Origin of the sequence: Pseudoduganella sp. UC29_106 (assembly GCF_044055365.1) — a bacterium.
Taxonomy (GTDB): Bacteria; Pseudomonadota; Gammaproteobacteria; order Burkholderiales; family Burkholderiaceae_D; genus Rugamonas.
Map to the genome: position 1 here is coordinate 48200 of NZ_CP171977.1, position 17487 is coordinate 65686.

13 protein-coding genes and 4 pseudogenes are annotated in these 17487 nt (G+C 62.3%); 15 read left to right on the top strand and 2 right to left on the bottom strand.

Annotated features, from left to right (window positions below; all coding sequences use genetic code 11):
- Positions 1 to 14: 14 nt before the first annotated feature.
- From ACHMW6_RS00575 to ACHMW6_RS00595, 5 genes and pseudogenes are all read left to right on the top strand, one after another.
- Positions 15 to 596: an RNA polymerase sigma factor gene (locus tag ACHMW6_RS00575; RefSeq protein WP_395404638.1), complete on the top strand. Its 582-nt coding sequence runs from the start codon at positions 15 to 17 to the stop codon at positions 594 to 596.
- Positions 583 to 1554 carry a FecR family protein gene (locus ACHMW6_RS00580; RefSeq protein WP_395404640.1) on the top strand — a complete coding sequence of 324 codons (972 nt, stop codon included), beginning with the start codon at positions 583 to 585 and terminating at the stop codon, positions 1552 to 1554. The genes ACHMW6_RS00575 and ACHMW6_RS00580 overlap by 14 nt, the downstream gene beginning before the upstream one ends.
- A 545-nt stretch (positions 1555 to 2099) precedes the next feature.
- Positions 2100 to 2498 (top strand): annotated as a pseudogene (locus ACHMW6_RS00585) (TonB-dependent receptor plug domain-containing protein); the annotation flags it as partial.
- A gap of 343 nt (positions 2499 to 2841) precedes the next feature.
- Positions 2842 to 4644 carry a TonB-dependent receptor gene (locus ACHMW6_RS00590; RefSeq protein ID WP_395404642.1) on the top strand — a complete coding sequence of 601 codons (1803 nt, stop codon included), beginning with the start codon at positions 2842 to 2844 and terminating at the stop codon, positions 4642 to 4644.
- 113 nt (positions 4645 to 4757) lie between these two features.
- The gene (locus ACHMW6_RS00595) at positions 4758 to 6635 is read left to right on the top strand and encodes an alpha/beta fold hydrolase (RefSeq protein WP_395404644.1); all 1878 of its coding nucleotides are present in this window, start codon (positions 4758 to 4760) and stop codon (positions 6633 to 6635) included.
- Here the strand turns inward: ACHMW6_RS00595 and ACHMW6_RS00600 are convergent.
- Entirely contained in the window at positions 6632 to 7897 is a 1266-nt protein-coding gene (locus ACHMW6_RS00600; protein WP_395404646.1) for a dicarboxylate/amino acid:cation symporter, read from the bottom strand. The genes ACHMW6_RS00595 and ACHMW6_RS00600 overlap by 4 nt on opposite strands.
- Before the next feature lie 147 nt (positions 7898 to 8044).
- On the opposite strand from ACHMW6_RS00600, the pseudogene ACHMW6_RS00605 reads away from it, so the two are divergent.
- The 7 genes and pseudogenes from ACHMW6_RS00605 to ACHMW6_RS00635 all read left to right on the top strand — a co-directional run bounded on the left by ACHMW6_RS00605 (position 8045) and on the right by ACHMW6_RS00635 (position 14598).
- A pseudogene (locus tag ACHMW6_RS00605) lies at positions 8045 to 8771 on the top strand (amino acid ABC transporter ATP-binding protein).
- A gap of 46 nt (positions 8772 to 8817) precedes the next feature.
- Complete coding sequence (locus tag ACHMW6_RS00610) at positions 8818 to 9726, top strand: amino acid ABC transporter substrate-binding protein (protein WP_395408496.1); 909 nt, start codon at positions 8818 to 8820, stop codon at positions 9724 to 9726.
- Between the two features lie 2 nt (positions 9727 to 9728).
- Positions 9729 to 10464: pseudogene (locus ACHMW6_RS00615) on the top strand (amino acid ABC transporter permease).
- Entirely contained in the window at positions 10464 to 11156 is a 693-nt protein-coding gene (locus tag ACHMW6_RS00620) for an amino acid ABC transporter permease (protein ID WP_395404648.1), read from the top strand. Before ACHMW6_RS00615 ends, ACHMW6_RS00620 begins: the two are co-directional and overlap by 1 nt.
- 82 nt (positions 11157 to 11238) lie before the next feature.
- Positions 11239 to 12690 carry an amidohydrolase family protein gene (locus tag ACHMW6_RS00625; RefSeq protein WP_395404650.1) on the top strand — a complete coding sequence of 484 codons (1452 nt, stop codon included), beginning with the start codon at positions 11239 to 11241 and terminating at the stop codon, positions 12688 to 12690.
- Positions 12691 to 12746: 56 nt separating this feature from the next.
- Positions 12747 to 13796 carry a dihydroorotase gene (pyrC, locus tag ACHMW6_RS00630; RefSeq protein ID WP_395404652.1) on the top strand — a complete coding sequence of 350 codons (1050 nt, stop codon included), beginning with the start codon at positions 12747 to 12749 and terminating at the stop codon, positions 13794 to 13796.
- 2 nt (positions 13797 to 13798) lie between these two features.
- A pseudogene (locus ACHMW6_RS00635) lies at positions 13799 to 14598 on the top strand (DUF3025 domain-containing protein).
- On the opposite strand, the gene ACHMW6_RS00640 reads toward ACHMW6_RS00635, so the two are convergent.
- A complete protein-coding gene (locus ACHMW6_RS00640; protein ID WP_395404654.1) occupies positions 14595 to 14924 on the bottom strand; it encodes a hypothetical protein in 330 nt (109 codons plus the stop codon). The pseudogene ACHMW6_RS00635 and the gene ACHMW6_RS00640 sit on opposite strands and share 4 nt — an antisense overlap.
- Positions 14925 to 15168: 244 nt before the next feature.
- Between ACHMW6_RS00640 and ACHMW6_RS00645 the strand changes: the two genes are divergently transcribed.
- The 3 genes from ACHMW6_RS00645 (at position 15169) to ACHMW6_RS00655 (ending at position 17479) form a co-directional block, all read left to right on the top strand.
- Positions 15169 to 16152: a Gfo/Idh/MocA family protein gene (locus ACHMW6_RS00645; RefSeq protein ID WP_395404656.1), complete on the top strand. Its 984-nt coding sequence runs from the start codon at positions 15169 to 15171 to the stop codon at positions 16150 to 16152.
- Between the two features lie 67 nt (positions 16153 to 16219).
- Positions 16220 to 16726 (top strand): hypothetical protein, encoded by a 507-nt coding sequence (locus ACHMW6_RS00650; RefSeq protein WP_395404658.1) that lies wholly within the window; start codon positions 16220 to 16222, stop codon positions 16724 to 16726.
- A gap of 249 nt (positions 16727 to 16975) precedes the next feature.
- Positions 16976 to 17479, top strand: coding sequence for a hypothetical protein (locus ACHMW6_RS00655; RefSeq protein WP_395404660.1), 504 nt, complete (start codon positions 16976 to 16978; stop codon positions 17477 to 17479).
- The last annotated feature ends 8 nt before the right edge of the window (positions 17480 to 17487 follow it).

The following is a 17487-nucleotide window of genomic DNA, read 5'->3' on the forward strand; positions in this document are numbered from 1 at the left end:
GTGAAAGCGAAGTCATGGACGACGACATAGTCGAATGGGTAACCTCGAATTTCCTTCCTTTCGAAGCCGAGCTTCGCAAGATGTTGCGCCGCGTCTGTAGCGGCCCGGCGGAAGTCGACGACGTCATCCAGGAAACGTATTACAAGATTCTGCAGCTGCCCAGCCTCGATCACGTTCGTGAAGCGAAGGGGTTCCTGGTCCGGACTGCCCGCAATATCGTGATCGACAGGATGCGGCGCGATGCGATCGTCAGTATCGAGTCCATGGCGAACCTGGAGGAGCTCGACATTGCGGACCTTGCTCCGTCCCCGGAGCGCGTGGCGCTGGCGCGAGCGGAGCTTCGGTGGGTCATCGGGCTGATTGCCAATCTCCCTGAGCGTTGCAAGGAAGTGTTTACGGCCCGGCGGATTTATGGACTGTCCCAGATGGAGACGGCCGAAACCTTGCGCATTACCGAGGGAATTGTTGAAAAAGAAACCATGCGGGGAATGCAACTGATTTCCGACATGATCGCGCGTGTCGGCGTGCATGACACACCCAAAACCAGGGCCGCCAGAAGTAAAACCGTAGCCAGGAAAAGCCATGTCAACGATTGATCGGGAAGCCCTGGATTGGGTGGTGCGTCAGTTGGCCGGCGCGCTGGGGGAGGACGAGCGTAAAGCGCTCGACGCCTGGCTGGCAACGGATATCCGCCACCAGGGCGCCTATCTGCGCGCCAGGGCGATCAACCATGCGCTCGACCGCGCTACCGTGCAGGAGACGCTGCGTCCGCAACGCGAGCGCCTTGAAGTGGAGTGGGCCGGCTCGTCGTGGAAGCAGGCGGGCTCGCGGCGCGCCTTCCTGGCCTATGGCGGTGCTGCCGCCGGCATCGCCGCGCTCACCCTTGCCGGCGTGCTTCCTTCGCTGAGCAACAAGACCGTGCTGACTACGGCAAAAGGGGAGTTCCGGAAGGTTCCCCTGGCCGACAAGTCGGTCGCGGACATCAACAGCGGCAGCCAGATCGAAGTTCGGCTGACGCAGCAAAAGCGCCAGGTGACGCTGAAAACCGGCGAGGTCTGGCTGGAAGTTGCCAAGGACAAGACCAAGCCCTTCGTTGTGGAAGCAGGCGAAGTCCGCGTGCGCGCCGTGGGCACCGCCTTCGGCGTGCGGCGCTACAGCAATGGGGCGGAAGTCCTGGTAACGGAAGGAACGGTGGAAGTGTGGAGCAACGAGGGCACCGCGCAAAAGCGCCTGTTGACGGCCGGCGAGCGCAGTTTCGTGCAGGACCGCGCGACCGATATCCCGGTAACGCGCCAGCCGCAGGAAGTCGAGCGCAAGCTCGCCTGGAGGGAGGGCAAATTGGTCTTCAATAACCAGACGCTTGGCGAAGCGGTGGCGGATTTCAACCGCTACAGCCAGAAAAAGATCGTCATCGTTGATCCTCAGTTGAGGAGCAAGAAGCTGGTTGGCCAATACCAGATCGACGCGCCGGAATTGTTTGCCCGCGACATCAGCACCTTCCTGGACGTCCCTATCGTGATCACCACCGAAAAAATCCTGATTGGCGAGGCGTAGGAAAAAAATTTGTCGTCCGTCGTTATCGATAACAGGGCAGGATAGTCCTGAAGAGAATTTAGTCCGAGGAGATGCGCATGATGAACTCACATCATTGCGGTAGAACGGCCGCTGTTGTCCTGGGTCTGAGCGTTGCAGCCCTGTCCCAGGCAGCAAATGCACAGGAGGTCCGCAAGCAATTCAATATTGCCGCCGGTCCTGCTGTGAACTCGATTACCGAGTTCGCGCGCCAGGCAGGCATCAATGTCCTGGCGTCCGGCGACAACCTGGAGGGCATCCAGACCCAGGAAGTCCGCGGGACGTTCACCATCTCCGAAGCACTGGACAGGCTCTTGTCCGGAACCAGCCTGACCAACCGGACGAATTCGAGCGGCGCCGTTTTTATTTTGTCGACGGCCCGTAAGCCGAACGGAGACAAAGTGAACGAATCGACACGGGAAAAACCGATGAATGGAACAAATCCAATGCAAGGCCGCGCCACCTGCTGCGCCGTGATGCTGGCGCTGGGAAGCGCGGGCGCTTCCTATGCGCAGACTGCGGACAGCATGGCAACGGCAGACAGCACAGCGGCAAAGAAAGAGGAATCGGCAGTAGTGGTAGTGACAGGCCTGCGCGCCAGCCTGCAAAGCGCCCGCAAGAAGAAGCGCGACAATGATGCAATCTCGGACTCAATCGTCGCCGAAGACATTGGCAAGCTGCCGGACCAGAACATCGCTGAAGCTGCCCAGCGTATCTCCGGCGTGCAGCTCCAGCGCTACAAGGAGGAAGGCGCCAGCATTGCCATCCGCGGCCTGTCGCAGACCAAGATTGTGCTGAATGGACTGGAAGTATTCGGCGCGGGTGGCGAATACAATGGACGCAATTTCGGCCTGGAGGACTTGCCCGCGGAAGTGCTGGCCGGGATCGATGTGGCAAAGAGCTCGTCGGCGAATGAAATTGAAGGCGGCCTGGGTGGTTACGTAAACGTCCGTACCCGCCAGCCCTTCGACTTCAAGGGAACAACGGCTACGGTATCGACCAAGGCGACCAACTTCGAGATGGCGCCGGGCTTCGGCAGCAAGGTGAAGGGCCAGTTCTCCGCGCTGGGCAGCACGCGCTGGCAAACCGGCGTGGGCGAGATGGGTGTGCTGCTGAATGTGGCCCACACGGAAAGCGCGTTCGGCATTGCGGAAGATGAAGTGCAGCGCACCCAATCGGTCGCGAACTACGCAGGTTCGGGCAAGTCCGTAACGTATCCGATCGGCATATTTTACCGGCAACGGCCACCACGGCGACCGCAAGCGAGATGTGATCATTGGCTCCTACCAGTGGCGCCCCAGCCAGGACCTCACGCTGAACGCCAACTATGTGGGCATCGACTACATGGAGCGCGACAATTTCCAGACCGCGCGCTTCTACACGGGCACGGCGGCGTCGGGCTTTTCGCTTTGGGGTGACCGCAACAGCGACGGCAGCGACAACCTGAAGACGGGCAGCTTCACGGGCAACTCGGTGACGGATACCTCCGTGATCGGGGATGAACACCGCAAGTCCCATCTGTTCGATATTGGCGGCAGGTGGAGCAATGGCGGGCCGCTCACCGTCAAGGCGCGCGTCGCGCATAACGAAACCTCGGTGGTGAATACGCTGTACGAGTGGGGTATCAACGCCAGCGTGCCGGGCATGACGCTGACGATGAACGATGGCTCGGCCTCGCGCGTGGCGGTGTCCGGCGTGGATCTGGCCAATCCTGCTGTCTATCATCCGAATTACCTGCTGGCGATTCACCTGGACGGTATCCAGCGCAATACCGCTTCCACCGTGGATGCCAACTACAAGATGGACAGCAGCGTCCTGAACTCGATCGATTTCGGTTTGCGCACCAATGACTACACGCGCCACTCCTTCGGCTTCGTGAATTTCTATTGCATCGACAGTTGTAACAGCAGCAGGACGCTGGCGACGGTCGATCCAGGCCTGCTGCACCAGGTGCCGGGAGCGGAATCGCGCGACGTCGGGCCTTACTGGACCTATTCCAGCGCGGCCGTGCGCCAGCAATCTGCGCTGCGCACGCTGTATGGGCTGCCGGCCGGCGAGAGCAACACGCCCGACCAGGACCAGCTCAATAACGAGAAAACGCTGGCGGCGTACATGAAGCTCAATTACGAGCTGGCAGTCGCTGGCCTGCCGGTCACCGGCAACCTGGGCGTGCGCTATATCGAGACGAAGTTGCACGGCGAGTCCTATGGCGCGGATGCGGCAGGAACCCAAGTGCTGCAGTCGCGCGACTCGAAGCGGCACGATCTGCTGCCGTCCTTCAATGCCAACCTCGCGCTGCGCGACGACCTGGCCTTGCGCCTGGCGGCATCCCGCACGCTGGGACAGGTGAACTTCGGCTACCTGGCGGCGGCGGTCAGCATCACGAACCAGGTGCAGCACGACGCGCGTGCCGGCAACCCTGACCTGCAACCGTACAAGTCGACCAACTATGACCTGTCGCTGGAACATTACTTTGGCGGGAACGGCCTGGCCTATATCGGCGCGTTCAACAAGACTGTCGACGGCTTCGTGCAGACGGTGGCCGAGCCGCGGGTGATCAACGGCGAGACCTACAATGTGTCCACCTTCAAGTCGGCCGGCACATCGAAGATCAAGGGACTGGAAATCGGCTACCAGCAGTTCTTCGATCGCCTGCCTGCGCCTTTCAATGGCTTGGGCATGCAGGCCAACTACACTTACGTGGATTCGAAAGCTCCTTCAGCAGTCGAGGGCCAGACGGTTCCGTTGCAGGGCTTGTCCAAAAACAGTTACAACCTGGTGGGCATGTACGAGCTGGGCAAGGTGAAGGCCCGCCTGGCGTACAACTACCGTAGCGGCTATGTGGTATCGACCAGTTCCTCGGGTGCGCAGGGTGTGCCTATCTTCGCCAAGGCGCTCGGCACGCTCGATTTTTCGCTGGGCTACGACTTCAGCAAGCAGCTGTCGGTGGTGCTGGACGGCGTGAACATCCTGGGAGCGCACAGCGAGCAGTATTACGGCAACCCGCATAACCAGATGAATTACCTGCCGCTGAATAAGCGCATTGGACTGCAAGCCCGTTACACCTTCTGAGTCCGTCTCCTCCTCTCAGAGCTTGACACTCCGCGCCTTCGGACGTGGAGTGTATTTTTTTTCAGGACGAGTCATGAAAACGACGTGAGTTTCTCCAACTCGGTGCGGCCGGCATGGCGGCCTTGCATGCAAGCGGCCTGGGCGCGGCGCCCGAAACTGCCCGGCCGGATTTCTCGTGGCTGGATGCGCGCCTGCGCGAGCGCGTGGAGCACGGCTGGTTCGACGGCATTGCGATGATCGTCGGACGCGGTGAGCAGCCGCTGCACATTGCCTGCTTCGGCGATGGCAATCCGGACAGGGCATTGCATGTGGCATCCACCGGCAAGTGGACAGCGGCCGCCGCGATTGCGGCCCTCGTGGACGAGGGAAAACTGGGGTGGGATGATCCTGTTCGCGAGTATCTGCCCCAGTTCAGTGATCTCAAGGGCAAGGCGACGCTGCGGCAGTTGCTGTCGCATACGGCTGGCTACCCCGACTACCAGCCCGAAGGCCGCCGCCGCGACGATTACCAGACTTTGGAGGAGGCAGTCAGTCACATCGTGGATCTGCCGGCAGTCGCCGCAGCGGGCACGGTTTTCCAGTACGGCGGCCTGGCAATGCAGGTGGCCGGCCGGATGGCGGAAATGGCGGCGGGCCAGCCTTTCGACGAAATATTCCAGTCGCGCATCGCGCGTCCGCTGGGCATGCTCGGAAGCGGCTATGCACCGGTTTCGGCCGAGCCGGGCTTCAGTCCGATGCTGGGCGGCAGCCTGTTCACCACGGCGCGGGATTACGCGCGTTTCCTGATGATGATGTCGCAGGATGGCTATTACCGCGGCAAGCGTGTACTGAGCCGCAGCGCTGTCAGTGAATTGCAGGCGGACCAGGTGCGCACTGCCGCGGTGCGGCGCGGCGAATACGTGGAGCTGGCGCGCCAGGATCTGCGCAAGGATATCTACGGCCTGGGCTTGTGGCGCGAGGAAGTGGACGCCAAGGGCGATCCGACCCTGGTTTCCTCGCCCGGCTGGGCCGGCGCGTACAGCTGGATCGACAAGGTCGCCAATGTCTGGGGTGTGCTTATCGCCAAGGCCAATGTCGATAAGGCCGTTGCGGACGGCTACAGCACCTTCCTGGGATCGACGATCTGCGCGCCGATGGTGCGGACGGCCGTGCAGGAAGCTGCCGCCAGTGGCGTGCGGACTGCGCTCGTTCCGGTCAATGGGGCAAAGTTGTATTGCGAAGAGAGCGGCAGCGGCGAGCCGCTCATATTCCTGCATGGGCATAGCTTCGACCGCCGCCAGTGGGAGCCGCAGGTGAAGCATTTCGAGCGCAGCCACCGCGTGATCCGATATGACCTGCGCGGCTATGGCCGCTCAAGCTCGCCGAAGGAAGGCGAGGAATTCCTGCATGCGGAGGATCTGCGTCAGCTCATGGACGCGCTGGGCATACGGCGTGCGCACCTGGTTGGCCTGTCTCTTGGCGGCTTTGTCGTGACCGACTTCATTGCGCTGTATCCGCAGCGGGTCACAAGCGCCACCATGGCGGGCGGTGATTTGTTCGATGTGCCGGGGCCGGACGAACCATGGACGCATGAGGCACTGGCCAGGCGACATGCCGATATTGCGGCCGTGCGCAAGACAGGCATTGCGGCATTCAAGCGGAAGTGGCTGGAGGACCTGGTGAGCCATGGCGGCTCGGCGCGCGAGTCGCTGCGGCGGCCCCTGTGGCGCATGATCGATGAATGGCAGGCCTGGCAGGCGCTGCACGTGGAGCCGCGCCTGTTACTGGGGCGATCCGCGCGGCGCCATCTTGCGGCAAGCAAGCCGGCCATGCCGGTGCTGATTGTGCGCGGCGATCAGGAAAGGATGGATTTTGCTGTCCGGGAGCTGCTGCCGCAAGCGAGGGTGGTCATCATCCCCGATTGCGGCCACGTGTCCAATATGGAGCAGCCCGGCGTGTTTTCGGCGGCGGTGGCGCAATTTCTTGCGGCACCGCCAGGGGACGCCGCTTAGGGCAGCGGGCGGTCGGCGAGTTCGGAGTCGTCGGTGGCGACCAGTTCGCCTTCCCATTTCGCGACCACGGCGGTGGCGATGGAGTTGCCGATGACATTGGTGGCGGAACGGGCCATGTCCAGGAAGTGGTCGATGCCCAGCAGCAGGACCAGGCCCGCTTCCGGGATATTGAACTGGGACAGGGTCGCGGCGATCACCACCAGGGAAGCGCGCGGCACGCCGGCCATGCCCTTGGAGGTCAGCATCAGCACCATCATCATGGTCAGCTGCGAACCGAGCGACATCTCGATGCCGTAAGCCTGGGCGATGAACACGGTCGCAAAGGTGCAGTACATCATCGAGCCGTCCAGGTTGAAGGAGTAGCCGATCGGCAGCACGAATGCCGCGATGCGGTTACGCACGCCGAAGCGCTCCAGGCCTTCCAGGGTCTTCGGGAAAGCCGCTTCGCTGGACGCGGTGGAGAAGGCCAGCAGGGTAGGGCCCTTTACTTCAGACATCAGCTTCATCACGCGGCGGCCGAGGAACAGGAAGCCGGCAAAGATCAGCAGGCCCCACAGCACGCCGATGGACAGGTAGAACTCCGCCATGAACACGCCATAGGTTTGCAGCACGCCCACGCCGCTCTTGGCGATGGTGCCGGCAACGGCCGCAAACACCGCCAGCGGTGCGAACTTCATCACATAGCCGGTGACCTTCAGCATGATGTGGGCGATGCCGTCCACCGCGTCGATCAGCGGTTCAGCCTTGGCGCCGACAGCGGCGGCAGCGGTGCCGAAGAACAGCGAGAACACCACGATCTGCAGGATCTCGTTCTTGGCCATGCCGTCGATGATCGAGGCGGGCACCAGGTGGGTGATGAATTCCTTCAGCGACAGGCTGGACGTGGCCAGGCCGGCAGCGGCGTTACCGGCCGCGGTAGGTAGGTGGCCGAGCAGTGCGTCGCCAGGACGGAACAGGTTGACCATCACCAGGCCAAGCGCCAGGGACATCACGGAAGCCAGGAAGAACCAGCCCAGGGTCTTGATACCGACGCGGCCCACTTCCTTGGTGTCGCCCATCTTCGCAATGCCGACCATCAGGGTCGAGAACACCAGCGGCGCAATGATCATCTTGATCAGGCGCAGGAACAGCGTGGTGATCAGCGTCATCGAGTCGGCAAAGCCCGCCGGATTGGCGAGTGACGTGTTTGCAACATAACCGACAATGATGCCCAGTGCGAGGCCTATGAGAATATAGGTTGTCAGGCGATTTTTCTTTTCCATATGCAACATTCCTGTGATAGTGTCGCCCGTCAGGGGTAAGCGTCGGGGACTGATTTGCCGGTAGAATGGTGAACTATTAAGCAAGTCCCGAAGTATCCGTGCGCCCGCATAGGGCTGTCAAGCAAGATAAATAGCCGCAAAACAGGCATGATTGATATAAAAGACGTCAGTAAATGGTATGGCCACTTCCAGGTGCTCACGGACTGCAGCACCAGTGTGGCCAAGGGCGACGTTATGGTTATTTGCGGTCCGTCGGGTTCCGGAAAATCAACGCTGATCAAGACGGTCAACGGGCTGGAACCCTTCCAGAAGGGCGAGATCGTTGTCAATGGAACATCGGTCGGCGCCAAGGGCACCAACCTTTCCGCCCTGCGTGCGCGCATCGGCATGGTGTTCCAGAATTTCGAGCTGTTCCCGCATTTTGTCGGTGCGCGAAAACCTCACGCTGGGACAAATTAAAGTCCTTGGCCGCAGCAATGAGGAAGCCACGGAGCGCGGCCTGAAATACCTGGATCGTGTGGGACTGCTGGCGCACCAGGACAAGTTCCCGAACCAGCTCTCCGGCGGCCAGCAGCAGCGCGTAGCGATCGCCCGCGCCTTGTCCATGGACCCGGTAGCCATGCTGTTCGACGAACCCACGTCCGCGCTCGACCCAGAAATGATCAATGAAGTGCTGGATGTGATGGTGGGCCTGGCCCAGGAAGGCATGACGATGATGGTGGTGACCCACGAGATGGGTTTCGCGAAAAAGGTCGCCAACCGCGTGGTCTTCATGGACAAGGGCCACATACTGGAAGACTGCGGCAAGGAGGAATTCTTCGGCGCGCCGCGCTCCGAGCGCGCCAAAGACTTCCTGGCGCGTATCATCCACTAAACGCGGGCCGCCCGGCCCGCGCAATCGTGCAGGAGGAATCATGGCAATGACCCGACTGTTTGCGACGCTGGCCCTCTGCTCCATTGCAGCGGCGGCCCACTCCCAGGAAACCACCGGCACCCTCGCCAAGATCAAGCGCACAGGCCAGATCACGCTGGGCGTGCGCGACGGGTCCATTCCCTTCTCTTATCTGGACGACAAGCAGCAGTACCAGGGCTATTCCATAGACCTGTGCATGAAGATCGTCGCCTATGTGCAGAAGCAACTGGGGATGACGGAAGTGAAGGTCACCATGAATCCGGTGACGTCCGCCAACCGCATTCCCCTGATGGCCAACGGCACCATCGACCTCGAATGCGGCTCCACCACGAATAATGCGGAGCGCCAGCAGCAGGTGGCGTTTGCGCCCACCATGTTCGTGATCTCCAGCCGCCTGCTGGCGAAGAAAACGTCCAATATCAAGACCCTGGCGGACATGAAGGGCAAGACCCTGGTCGCCACCGCCGGCACTACTTCGCTGAAGCAGATGACCATCCTGAACAAGGAAAAGAACCTCGGCATGAATATCGTGGTCGGCAAGGACCACCCCGAGTCCTTCCTGATGCTGGAGACAGGCCGCGCGGCGGCCGAAGCGAATGACGATATCCTGCTGGCCGCGCAAGTGGCCAGTTCCAAGTCGCCGGGCGATTATGTGCTGACTGGCGAGCCGCTGTCCGTGGAGCCCTACGGCATCATGCTGCGCAAGAACGACCCGCAGTTCAAGCAGATGGTGGATGCAGCGCTGGCCCGCGTCTACCAGTCAGAGGATATCAAGCGCATTTACGCCAAGTGGTTCACGAGCCCCATCCCGCCCAAGGGCGTGAACATGAATTTCCCCATGCCGCCCCATTTGCAGGCGGTGTTTGCCAAGCCTACCGATTCGCCTGATCCTGCCGCCTACGCCGGCAAGAAATAGGCATGCACTACAACTGGAACTGGCGCATCTTCTGGGAGCTGTCCCGGACGGAGTGCACACCTATTGGGACACGCTGGTCTCCGGCCTGCTGTGGACCCTGGCCACCTCGCTGACCGGCTGGGTAATGGCGCTGGCGCTGGGCATCGTCGTCGGCACGCTGCGCACGCTGCCCAATGCCTGGGTGCGTCGCGCCGGCACCGCTTATGTAGAACTGTTCCGCAATATTCCGCTGCTGGTGCAAATGTTCCTGTGGTTCTTCGTGATGCCCGAGCTGCTGCCCAAGGCGGCGGAGACTGGCTCAAGGCCCTGCCGAATGCGCCTTTCGTCACGGCAGTGATCTGCCTGGGCTTCTTTACGTCGGCGCGGGTGGCGGTGCAGGTCACGGCCGGCATCGAAGCGTTGGCGGGCGGTCAGCGCCTGGCCGCTCTGGCGCTGGGGCTCACGCGCGTGCAGGCTTACCGCCATGTGCTGCTGCCGCTGGCCGTGCGCATCATCCTGCCGCCACTGACGAGTGAATTCCTCAACATCATCAAGAACAGTTCCGTCGCGCTGACCATCGGCCTGATGGAGCTGACGGCCAGCGCGCGCGCCATCCAGGAATTTTCCTTCCAGGTGTTTGAAGCATTTTCGGCGGCCACGCTGATCTACGTGGTGGCGAACATCATCGTGGTCGCGGGCATGGCGCTGCTGGAACGCCGGCTGGCGCTGCCCGGCACGCTGGGCGAGGGAGGGCGCTGATGCTGTCCTCCTTCGATTTCGACGTCATTGCGCGCTCCTGGCCCTACCTGTTCAAGACGGGCATGGTGTTCACGCTGGAACTGACGGTGCTGTCCATGCTGGGCGGCGTGGCGCTGGGCACTCTGCTGGCGCTGGGGCGGCTGTCCAGTTTACGTCCCCTGGCCCTGCTGGCCGCGGGCTATGTGAACCTGATCCGCGCCGTGCCGCTGGTGCTGGTGATCTTCTGGTTCTACTTCCTCGTGCCATATGTGGCGGCCTGGGTGATCGGCGCGGCGGAGCCGGTAAAGGTCGGCACCTTCTGGTCGGCGCTGATCACCTTCACCCTGTTCCAGGCGGCTTACTATTGCGAGATCATGCGCGGCGGCATACAGGCGATTGCAAAGGGGCAGGTGTATGCCGCGCAGGCGCTCGGCATGGGCTACTGGCAGACCATGCGCCATATCGTGCTGCCGCAGGCGTTCCGCAATATGCTGCCGGTGCTGCTGACGCAGACCATCGTGCTGTTCCAGGACGTGTCCCTGGTCTATGTGCTGTCCGTGCCGGATTTCGTCGGCGCCGCCAGCAAGATCGCCCAGCGCGACGGGCGCCTGGTGGAGATGTACCTGTTCGTCGCCGTCGTCTACTTCATCCTGTGCTGCCTCCTGTCGTGGATGGTGCGCATGCTGCAGCGCCGCGTGGCGATTGTGCGCTAACGAAAGCGCGCCCATGGCCGCGCTTTCGTTACTACGTAGATAGACGTCCAACCCTTTCGCGGCTGCGCTACTTGGAGTTACCATGCGTCGCATGAAAATGAAACTGATCGCAAGCGCCCTGCTGGCGCTGGGCTCCGCCGCGGCGGCAGCCGAACGCATGGCGGCCGACGTCGCACTGACCCAGGCCACGATTATCGATGTTGCATCCGGACGCCTCGTGCAAGGCAGGACCGTGCTGCTGAAGGGCGACACCATCCTCGCGGTGGTGGACGACAAGGCCCTGAAGAATTACGCGCCGAAGCAAACCTATAAGCTGAAGGGTAAATACCTGATGCCCGGGCTATGGGACAGCCACGTTCACTTCGGCGGCGGTCCCGCGCTGATCGAAGAGAACAAACAGTTGCTGGCGCTGTACCTTGCCCACGGTATCACCACCGTGCGCGACTGCGCCGGCGATTTGTCGGACACCGTGCTGGCCTGGCGCGAACAGATCAACAAGGGAGAACTGGAAGGGCCGACCATCCTGGCGTCCGGCCCCAAACTGGAAGGCTACAAGCCGCTGTGGAAGGGCACCGTCGAAGTCGGCACGCCGGAAGAAGTGAGCAAGGCCCTCGACTACCTGCAGTCGCGCAAGGTGGACTTCGTGAAGATTACGGAAAACACGATGACGCCGCCAATCTTCCTGGAAGCGCTGCGCCAGGCCAAAGAGCGCGGCCTGCGCACTTCCGGCCACGTCCCTGTGCAGCTCACGCTGGACGATATGTTCAAGGCCGGCCTGGGCACGGTCGAGCACCAGTCCTACCTGCTGCGCGGTTCCACGCCGCGCGAAGCGGAGCTGACGGCGCAAGTCGCCGCCGGCAAGATGACGGGCCGCGAAGCCATGCGTGCCAGCCTGGAAAGCTATGACGAAGCCACGGCACGCGCCACTTTCCGCCGCATGGCGCAAGCCGGCACCGCCATCGTACCGACCCTGATCGGCTCCCAGGCCACGGCCTACCTGGACCAGGACGACCACGCCCACGACCCCTACCTGCAATACATCGGCAAGGGCCTGCGCGCCACCTACGACTGGCGCGTGCAGCGTGCCGCGAAGGATGACAAGGACGCTATCGCCCTGCGCCACGCCCTGTTCGAAAAATCCGCCTCCCTGCTGCCCCTGCTGGAGCAGGAAGGCGTGAGCATCATCGCCGGCACCGATGCAGGCTTCCTGAATTCCTTCGACTATCCGGGCCAGGGCCTGCACGATGAATTGGGCATCTTCGTCAAATACGGCCTCACGCCGCAGCAGGCGCTGAAGGCGGCCGTGCTGGCCGGACCGCGCTTCCTCGGCAAGCAGGAACGCTATGGCGTCGTGGAAGCGGGCAAGACGGCCGACCTGCTGGTGCTGGACGCCGACCCGCTGAAGGACATCAGCGCCACGCGCAAGATCCGCATGGTCCTGAACCACGGCAAAGCCTACGACCGCGCGAAGCTGGACGCCATGCTGGCCGACGTCAAGCGCTGGGTCGAGCAGCACCCGGCGCCCGCACAGTAAGGGAAGAGGGCGCCGGAGCAGGTAAAATGTCGGCATTCGAAATTTGAGAGCCGCACATGACCGACTTCGACGCCCCACACAGCCTGACCATCACCCGCCCAGACGACTGGCACCTGCACCTGCGCGACGGCGCGACCATGGCCAGCGTGCTGCCGCACACTGCCCGCCAGTTCGGCCGCGCGATTGTGATGCCAAATCTGAAACCTCCGGTCACCACTGTGGCGCAGGCGCAAGCCTACCGCGAGCGCATCCTGGCCGCCCTGCCGCAGGGCATGTCGTTCGAGCCGCTGATGACGCTCTACCTGACCAACAACACCAGCCCGGACGAAATCCGCCGCGCCGCCGAAACCGACTTCGTGCACGCCGTGAAACTCTACCCGGCCGGCGCCACCACCAATTCGGACGCCGGCGTAACCGACCTGGCAAACTGCTACAAGGTGCTGGAAGTGATGCAGGAAGTGGGCATGCCTTTCCTGGTGCACGGCGAAGTCACCGACCAGGATATCGACCTGTTCGACCGCGAGGCTGTCTTCATCGAGCGCATCATGCGCCCGCTGCGCAAGAACTTCCCGGCCCTGAATATCGTGTTCGAGCACATCACCACCAAGGACGCGGCCCAGTACGTGGCTGAAGCGGAAGGCCCGATCGCGGCTACCATCACCGCCCACCACCTGCTCTACAACCGCAACGAAATCTTCAAGGGCGGCATCCGTCCGCACTACTACTGCCTGCCCGTGCTGAAGCGCGAAGAGCACCGCCTGGCCCTGGTCACCGCGGCTACCAGCGGCGATGAGCGCTTCTTCCTCGGCACCGACTCCGCGCCGCACGCACAGGGCGCCAAGGAAGCGGCATGCGGCTGCGCCGGCTGCTACACCGCCCTGCACGCAATGGAGCTGTACACCGAGGCCTTCCAGCGCGCCGGTGCGCTGGACAAGCTGGAAGCCTTCGCCTCCCTGAATGGCCCGGCCTTCTACGGCCTGGAGCCGAACCAGGACAAGATCACCCTGAAGCGCGAGCAGTGGACCCTGCCGGAATCGCTGCCTTTCGGCGACCAGCAGGTGATCCCCCTGAACGCCGGCGAAATCATCAACTGGAAGATGGTCTAAGGGTGTTTGCGGCGATCGACTGGTCCCGCCCGTGGTACGACGCGGTGCGGGAAGCTGCTTCCCGTACCGATCTCTCGGGCAGCAGCGTGATCGCATCGTTCAGCGCCCAGGCCGAAGCGCTCGGCCTGCGCAACCACCAGGGCCTGCCGCTGCGATTCGTGCCGCAGTCCGACCTGCCGGAAGGCACGGCCTATGAGGAATTCATCGGCGCCACCGGCGGCGTGCCCACGCGCGACAACCTGCACGACTTCTTCAACGGCCTGGTGTGGCTGACTTTCCCCTCATCAAGCGCGAGCTGAACGCGTTGCAGGCGGCGCAAATTGCGCTGGCTGGCGTCGGCAAATCGCGCGGCCCGGCGCGCGATGCCGCCACCATCTTCGACGAGAACGCGGCCCTGCTGCTGGTGCGCGACGATGAGGAAGGCGCCGCGTTGGTGGAAGCGCTGCGCAAGCACCGCTGGCAGGAAGCTTTCGTGGAGCGCGCCGAAATGTTCGGGCGCTATGCGGAAGTCTGGCTGTTCGGGCACGCGCTGATGGAAAAACTGGTGGCGCCCTACAAGGCGATTACAGCCCATACCCGCGTGCTGATGGCGCCGGACAGCTACTTCGCGCTGCCGCCCTCCGCGCGCCGTGCATGGATCGACGAACAGGTGGCGCAGCAGCTGCGCAGCGAAGGCCTGAACAAGGCGGCTTTCACGCCGCTGCCGGTGTTGGGAGTTCCGGGCTGGTGGCCGCAGCAGGATGCCGGCTTTTACGCCGACGCGAGCGTTTTCCGCCCAGGACGCCGGCCCGCACAGGCTTAAGCGTCGGCGCGTTTGTATTCCGCCTTGGTGCCCAGCAGCAGGCGGTACTTCTTGCGGAAAAACCTGCGCTTTCGCGCTACGCCTTTTGCCACCAGTACGAAGACGAATGCTCCTCCGCCCAGCAGATTCATGCCGTTGGAATCACTGCCCTCGTTTTGCGTGCGCGGCTGGTCGGTAAGCACATACTCCGGGCGGAACCCGCCCTGCTGAATGCCTGTGTAGTAACTCGTCGGCTGGATGTCGGCTCCGCCGGGTATCAGGTAAGTCAGATCGTCGCCAGGGCGGGGCGTGCTCAGCTGGGCTGGCGGCGGAGCATTCCGCTGCACGAATCGGCCGGAATATCGCCGTCTTCATCGGGTACGAACATGGGCGCCGCCGATGCGAACGACGATGCGCACATGGCAACGGTGCACAAAATGTTCGGAAGTTTGCGGCGCATCGGTATCGGAAAGTGTTGGGAGGCACTTTATATTACCGTTAGTAAATTTCTAATTCAAGCTGTGGGGCGCTGCCACGTGATAATGTTGGAATAAGAGTACACTTCCATTTTTCGTTACAAGGAGAGCAAGCATGGAAAAGCGCATCCGCTGGGGCATTCTCGGCACGGGCAAGATCGCCAAGGCCCTGGCCACTGCCCTGAAGGAGCTGCCTGATGCAGAACTCGCGGCCGTTGCCTCACGCAGCACTGATAGCGCTACCTCGTTCGCTGAAGAGTATGGCGCCGCGCGCGCCCACGGCAGTTACCAGGCGCTGGCGGACGATCCGGACGTGGACGTGATCTACATCGCCACGCCGCATCCGATGCACCATGAGAACGCCCTGATGTGCCTGCGCGCCGGCAAATCCCTGCTGGTCGAAAAGGCCTTTACCGTGAACCGCCGCGAAGCCGAAGAAATCGTCGCCCTGGCGCGGGAGAAGAAGCTGTTCGTGATGGAAGCCATGTGGTCGCGCTTCCAGCCGGCCATTGTGGAAGCCAAGCGCCTGATCGATGCCGGCGAAATCGGGGAGATTTCGAATATCCAGGCCGACCTGGGGTTCATGGCGGCCGTGGGTCCCGAGCATCGCCTGTTCAACCTGGAGCTGGGCGGCGGCGCATTGCTGGACCTGGGCATTTACCCATTGTCCGTGTCGTGCTTCTTCCTGGGCCGCGTGGCCGAAGTGAAGGCTATGAGCGAGCTGGGGCCCACCGGCGTCGACGTGCAGACCAATTTCGTGCTGCGCCATGTGGATGGCGGCTTGTCCAGCTGCGCGACCAGCCTGAATTCGCGCACCGGCGCCACGCTGACCATTTGCGGCAGCAAGGGCTTCCTGCGCCTGCACAGCCGCTTCCACCACACCGAGGATTTCACCATCGAGCTGAATGACGGCAGCCGCCGCGAAATACACCTGCCCCGCCTGGGCAATGGCTACCCGCACGAAGCGATGGAAGTGCAGCGCTGCCTGCGCGCCGGCCTGCTGGAAAGCCCCGTGATGCCGCTGGACGAAACCCTGTCGCTGATGGGCGTGATGGACGAAATCCGTGCACAGACCGGTGTGCGATACGCAGCAGATTGAGGTGTGCGCCTCCCGCGCGTGTTAAAAAATTGATATTATCGATTTTCTAATACTCTCGGGAGGTAACATGCAAAAAGCAATCCTTGGCGCAGCGCTCGGCGCCGCGCTTTCACTGGCTTCGGCGGCGGCTTCCGCCGTCACCCTCAGCTACGCCACGGTACCTTTCGAAGTGACCGGCGTGATGCTCGAAGTCGCCGGGCCGTCGGCGCGCTGCCCCTCCCAGTTTGGCGGCACGATCACCGGCTTTGGCGACAGCGCCCAGGTCGGGCGCCTGTCCTTCGTCGCCACCGATTGCATCACACCCGCGCCGCCCATCTTTAATTTCAGCAAGGGCCGCTTCATCATCATGACCACCTCCGGCGACCAGATCTACGCCAGCTACAGCGGCCAGATGATCCCCACCGGCGAGGGCGCCCAGTACACCTTTACCGGCGCAACCTTCCAGATCACCGGCGGCACGGGCGCCTACCTGTTCGCCTCCGGCGGCGGCACGCTCGACGGCAAGGAAGACATGAGTACCGGCCAGGGCACTTTGAAACTGAGCGGCAAGATGTCCTACTGGCTGGCCCGATAACAAGGCCGCAAGGGCCTTAGCTCACGGCTTTGGCCGAATCTGTCGGGGCCTGTTGTATGCCGCCAAACAGGCCCGCAAAAAGGTGTGGTGTGGGACCCGCCATTTCAGCCGTATTCAGAGCTGCTCAACAAGGAAAATCCTTTATAATCAATCGCTTAATTCGCCGGAAGAGGACTGGCACGGTTCTCGCTGAAAGGGGTGCGTGAGCGCAATTCTTGCCTCACATAAACCAAACTTCAGGAGAAGAAAATGCAAAACACCATCTGGCGTCTCATGGCAGGCACTGCACTGTCCCTGGTCACTCTGGCATCCCAAGCAGCGAGCACTTACAAGACGGTACCCGTAGAAATCACTGGCGTGGTAAAGGAAACGGCTGGACCAGCCCTGCGCTGCCCGACCAAGTTCGGTGGCACTGTCACCGGCTATGGCGACAGCGAACTGATCGGCCGTAATGTCTTCGTCGGCGGCGACTGCATCAAAGCGTCTTATCCGATCTTTGAATCCAGCAGGGGCCAGCTGATTATCCTGACGACCGGCGGCGACCAGATTTTTGTCACTTACAGTGGCCAGATGGTACCCACCGGCGACGGCGCCAATTATGTTTGCTCCGGCGGCACTTTCCAGATCGTCGGCGGCACCGCACTCTACAAGAACGCCAGCGGCGGCGGCACCCTGGACTGCGCCGAGGATCTGGCCACCGGCCTGGGCACCTTGAAGTTGACCGGCCGCATCAGCTACTTTGCGCCTCGATGAGCTTCAGC